At 46.0% G+C, this 4240-nt stretch carries 6 protein-coding genes and 1 pseudogene; 3 read left to right on the forward strand and 4 right to left on the reverse strand.

All coding sequences use genetic code 11. From position 1 onward, the window contains the following. Nucleotides 1-136: 136 nt before the first annotated feature. Nucleotides 137-382 carry a hypothetical protein gene (locus tag NNN71_RS23875; RefSeq protein WP_271459513.1) on the forward strand — a complete coding sequence of 82 codons (246 nt, stop codon included), beginning with the start codon at nucleotides 137-139 and terminating at the stop codon, nucleotides 380-382. A gap of 664 nt (nucleotides 383-1046) precedes the next feature. Here NNN71_RS23875 and NNN71_RS23880 read toward each other — a convergent pair. After that, complete coding sequence (locus tag NNN71_RS23880) at nucleotides 1047-1454, reverse strand: helix-turn-helix transcriptional regulator (protein ID WP_035897801.1); 408 nt, start codon at nucleotides 1452-1454, stop codon at nucleotides 1047-1049. Next, nucleotides 1454-1645, reverse strand: a complete 192-nt coding sequence (locus tag NNN71_RS23885; protein ID WP_271459514.1) for a Rop family plasmid primer RNA-binding protein — start codon at nucleotides 1643-1645, stop codon at nucleotides 1454-1456. The genes NNN71_RS23880 and NNN71_RS23885 overlap by 1 nt, the downstream gene beginning before the upstream one ends. A gap of 408 nt (nucleotides 1646-2053) precedes the next feature. Between NNN71_RS23885 and NNN71_RS23890 the strand changes: the two are divergent. After that, nucleotides 2054-2166 (forward strand): annotated as a pseudogene (locus NNN71_RS23890) (replication initiation protein). 300 nt (nucleotides 2167-2466) lie between these two features. Here NNN71_RS23890 and NNN71_RS23895 read toward each other — a convergent pair. After that, on the reverse strand, nucleotides 2467-2823 hold the full coding sequence (locus tag NNN71_RS23895) for a HigA family addiction module antitoxin (protein WP_271459515.1): 357 nt from the start codon (nucleotides 2821-2823) through the stop codon (nucleotides 2467-2469). A gap of 202 nt (nucleotides 2824-3025) precedes the next feature. Further along, nucleotides 3026-3346 carry a type II toxin-antitoxin system RelE/ParE family toxin gene (locus NNN71_RS23900; protein ID WP_271459516.1) on the reverse strand — a complete coding sequence of 107 codons (321 nt, stop codon included), beginning with the start codon at nucleotides 3344-3346 and terminating at the stop codon, nucleotides 3026-3028. A 186-nt stretch (nucleotides 3347-3532) separates the two neighbouring features. Here NNN71_RS23900 and NNN71_RS23905 point away from each other — a divergent pair, with 186 nt between their 5' ends. Further along, nucleotides 3533-3775, forward strand: a complete 243-nt coding sequence (locus NNN71_RS23905) for a protein L (protein ID WP_271459517.1) — start codon at nucleotides 3533-3535, stop codon at nucleotides 3773-3775. Nucleotides 3776-4240 lie beyond the last annotated feature (465 nt).

The raw sequence follows: 4240 nt of genomic DNA on the forward strand, positions 1-4240 counted from the left end.
TCGTTATGCACGCCAATGACTGACACCACATTACGGACGGAAAATGCCATCAATCAGGCATTTTTATCCCTTTCCGGTGTATCTTCTCCCGGTAGCTACACTCGTTGATGTACACACTGCGCAACCAGGACACGATATGAAAAAGTGGCTCACCGAATTTTTCGACGATATGCGTTATATCTGGGGTGAATTCGTCCGCGAAGTAAACAGCGCCACGATAGATGACGATACGGATGCTCTGGATGCGCCCGGTGCGGAATACTCGGCAGAGTGGCACGCAACGCCGGATTTTGATCCGCAAAAGGCGATAAACAACATTGATAACGTGTATACCCACGATACCCTTCACGCGCACATCTATGGCCACGACTATGACCACTGAACATCATGCAAAAGCACCCAGGAAAAGAGTCCTGTGGCGCGACCTGTCCAGCACGGAAAAAGCATCACCCGACTTCCTGGTCGAGCGACCCGATGTAATAGAAGATCAAGCGCGATTCATCGAGGGGATAAAGCCTTCGGACTCGGGAACAGGACACCCCGCGAAAAAATAGCCCGGATCACATCCAGAATTTACGCTTAAAAAGTCGCAGACCTGAAACAAGCATCCATCCAAATAAACCGCATCCGCGCTACACCCAAAAAATCAAAGAAAACCATTATAAAACATTAAATTAAAGCAAAATTTAAGATAAAAACTGCAGCGATGAGCGCTACAGTTTTTATTTCATATAAAACAATGAGATAACTGCGTTTTTAGGGGCTTTTCGCTACACTTCAGACAGTGGGGGTGTAGCGCCCGAAAACCTTGTGCTGCAAGGCTTTCGGAGCAGTACTGTATAGTGCGTCAGGTGTGACACGATTTTCTGGTCGTTTTCAGCCACCAGAAGACTTATCGATCAGACAGGAAACATAAGCGGTGAACGGGCACGCAATTTATTGCGTGGCGGTGAGGCGCTGGCGGGTGTCGGGGCGCCGCCCTGACAGGATAAACAGATTTTTTGCATGCAAAAAATCGTACTGGGAAGGCAGAATTTCAGGGGTAATCAGCCCTTCCAGAACTGCCACCATGGCTTTGCAGGAACCTTCTGCGGGTCAGAAGCGCTCTGTTTATGCTCCAGGAGCTGCATCGCCTGTTTCAGACTATCGATATGAGAATTCTGAGCAGAAACCAGCGATTTCAGGTGTTCAACTTCCTGTTTCAACGCCCTGACCACCTGTTCATTCTCAGACAATGATGCTGTAACACGCTGTCCAGTGACCTGTTCAACAACCTGTTCATCAGGAAGACCACGTAACGCACCAAATACGCGCAATAACTCTGATGTATCTAACATTTTTGCATTTCGTTCGCCGTGACAGGTGGACAACTCACCTGCTTTAATCAACCTGTGCAGTGTGGTACGACTTTTCCCGGTAAGACGAGCTGCTTCACTGATAGATACCTGAGCCATTAGTACTTCTCCTGAAGACCATCTATCCGTGTCGTGAGGCTACGAAAAAGGTGTTCCGCATCCTCATGTAATGCTTCACACAAGTCGGCCTCAGTATCGAGATCCAGTTCGTTGAGCTTCTCAAGCAAAAGCAGAGATTGCGCCTGAATGAATTTAGCCATGTTCAGTGCCGTTTTATATTGTTTGCTCACTGCGTAAGTGCTCCACGTAACATGCGGTTCTTTTCCGCTTCCTCGACCGTTCGCTCGCTACGCTCGGTCACTTGTCTGCGGCGAGCGTAGCGAGATTTAGAACTAACAAGAACATTAGAGCTAAGCGCAAGAAGGACAGGACAAAGACGATAAGGCCACGCCCCTAGGGCGTTTTTCCATAGGCTTCGCCCCCCTGACAAGCATCACAGAATCTGACGCTCAAATCAGTGGTGGCGAAACCCGACAGGACTATTAAGATACCAGGCGTTTCCCCCTAGTGGCTCCCTCGTGCGCTCTCCTGTTCCTGCCTTTCGGTTTACCGGTGTCATTCCGCTGTTATGGCCGCGGTTTCTCATTCCACGCCTGACACTCAGCTCCGGGAAGGCAGTTCGCTCCAAGCTGGACTGTATGCACGAACCCCCCGTTCAGTCCGACTGCTGCGCCTTATCCGATAACTATCACTTGAGTCCAATCCGGAAAGACACGACTTATCGCCACTGGCAACAGCCACTGGTAATTGATTTAGAGGAGTAGTCTTGAAGTTATGCGCCAGTTAAGGCTAAACTAAACGAACAGTTTTGGTGACTGAGCTCCTCTAAGCCAGTTACCTCGGTTCAGAAACTTGCCGGTTACTGAACCTTCGAAAAACCACCTTGCCGGGTGGTTTTTTCGTTTACAGAGCAAGAGATTACGCGGACAGCGACCGGATCTCAAGATGATCGTAAAAAGAAAATGCCTATAAACCTTTTTATCATTCAAAAAGAAGGCTTCCTTTTATAGAAGCCTTCTTTTTGAATGATAAAATTTTTTTTTAAAAAAAATCATGCAATCGCATGTTTCTTATCCGAGTTTTCAGCACTATGTTTCCTTTCTATAATTTCATGGGCGGGGGTCACTCTGTCTATTTCTTCCTGTAAGCGCGGGCTACTAGTAACCTCCCATAGATCAACAGACTGCTGTATATTCAACCAGAACTTTGCAGTGGTATCGAATGCTTTCGCCAACCTAAACGCCATATCAGTGGACAGTTTTCTATTATTGTTAACTAAAGCACTAGCTGAATTTCTATGCACATTCAACATTTCTGCTAAATCATTGATTTTTAAGCCACTTGGCTCGAGATATTCATAAAGAATAATATCCCCTACAGTTGATGGCTTTCTAGTTGCTTGGGACATGCTTTACTCCTGAATTTTTCACTTCACTCTGTGAGATGAGGAAGATAAGTATTTCGTCTGTTACCAATTACATCGATGAGTAATTATCTTAAATATAGCTACGTCATTTAGTTTATTAATCATTATTTGTAATGACGTTTTAGTGTAGGTGAGGTAATGCCTCACCTACTTGTTTTATAAGATAACAGCCACGACCTGCTATCTATCGGTAATCATGTGGATCGAGATACAAATCCTCGACACCGTTGTCACCCCACTTAAATATCAAGCGGTATTTCTCATTCACCCTTATCGATGAATACCCCGTCAATGGAGGGTTGAGATTTTCAAATCGGTTCCCTGGGGGAGACCGTAAATCTCCAACTTTATCAGCCGCATTCAGCATATCCAGCTTGCGAAACAATGAAGCACTAATCGCAGTTGGAATCTTTCGATTGGCTTTACCATATTTGTAAAACTGGTATAGCCAATCGTCTCGAAACTGAATGCGGCAATCATCATCATGCTCATGATCTTGCTGCATTTTTCTTTTACCTCAACTTTTGCCGTAACTTGGCAAGTTTTTCGATCACCTTCTTACCTCCGACATAATACAGCAAACAGAAAAAATGCACAACAGCACTGTGCACTTGTGCGCTCACGAATAACAAGATACAATGCACAAATGCACAGTGCTGTTGTGCAATAAAATTAAGAATCTGGAGGCCACATGGCGCTTGTTCGTGCAGGAAATAAAAGCAAGATTATTGAAGCAGATGTAAAGTCTAACCCGGCATTTGACGCTCAGCATAAGCCGGGAGATACGTGCAAGTATGAAGGAATCTATAAATGTACGGGCTGCGGTAAAGAAGTAACTATCGCAGGTGGGAAAACTCTTCCACCACAAAACCACCACCAACATAGCCCTGCCCAGGGAAGTATCCGTTGGCAATTATTTGTTTATGCTCAGTGAGGAATAGAAATGGCAGATCGTCGACCACTTAACCCACACGTTGTCGTTCCTAAACCAGGTGGAGGAACTCAACCACGCGACCGTAATAATGATGGACGGGTACGAGGAAAACGTTCAGATGCAGGGAAACCAAGAAAATAACCGAAAGCCGCCTATCTGGCGGCTTTTTCGTTTCCAGAACTATGAATATCTCAATTCTGATGATATTGAACATAACGTCTCATTACGCGTACCGCTCAGACGGGCTGTACGCGGTTTTCCCGCCGAAGCCACAAAACCACACATCTTCTCTTCTGAAAACGCCCCAGAATCGCGCTGGTGCGTTTTACGGGCATGAATCGTTATGCACGCCAATGACTGACACCACATTACGGACGGAAAATGCCATCAATCAGGCATTTTTATCCCTTTCCGGTGTATCTTCTCCCGGTAGCTACACTCGTTGATGTACACACTGCGCAACCA

It is taken from the genome of Kluyvera sp. Awk 3, assembly GCF_028069715.1.
GTDB classification, from domain to species: Bacteria; Pseudomonadota; Gammaproteobacteria; order Enterobacterales; family Enterobacteriaceae; genus Kluyvera; species Kluyvera georgiana_A.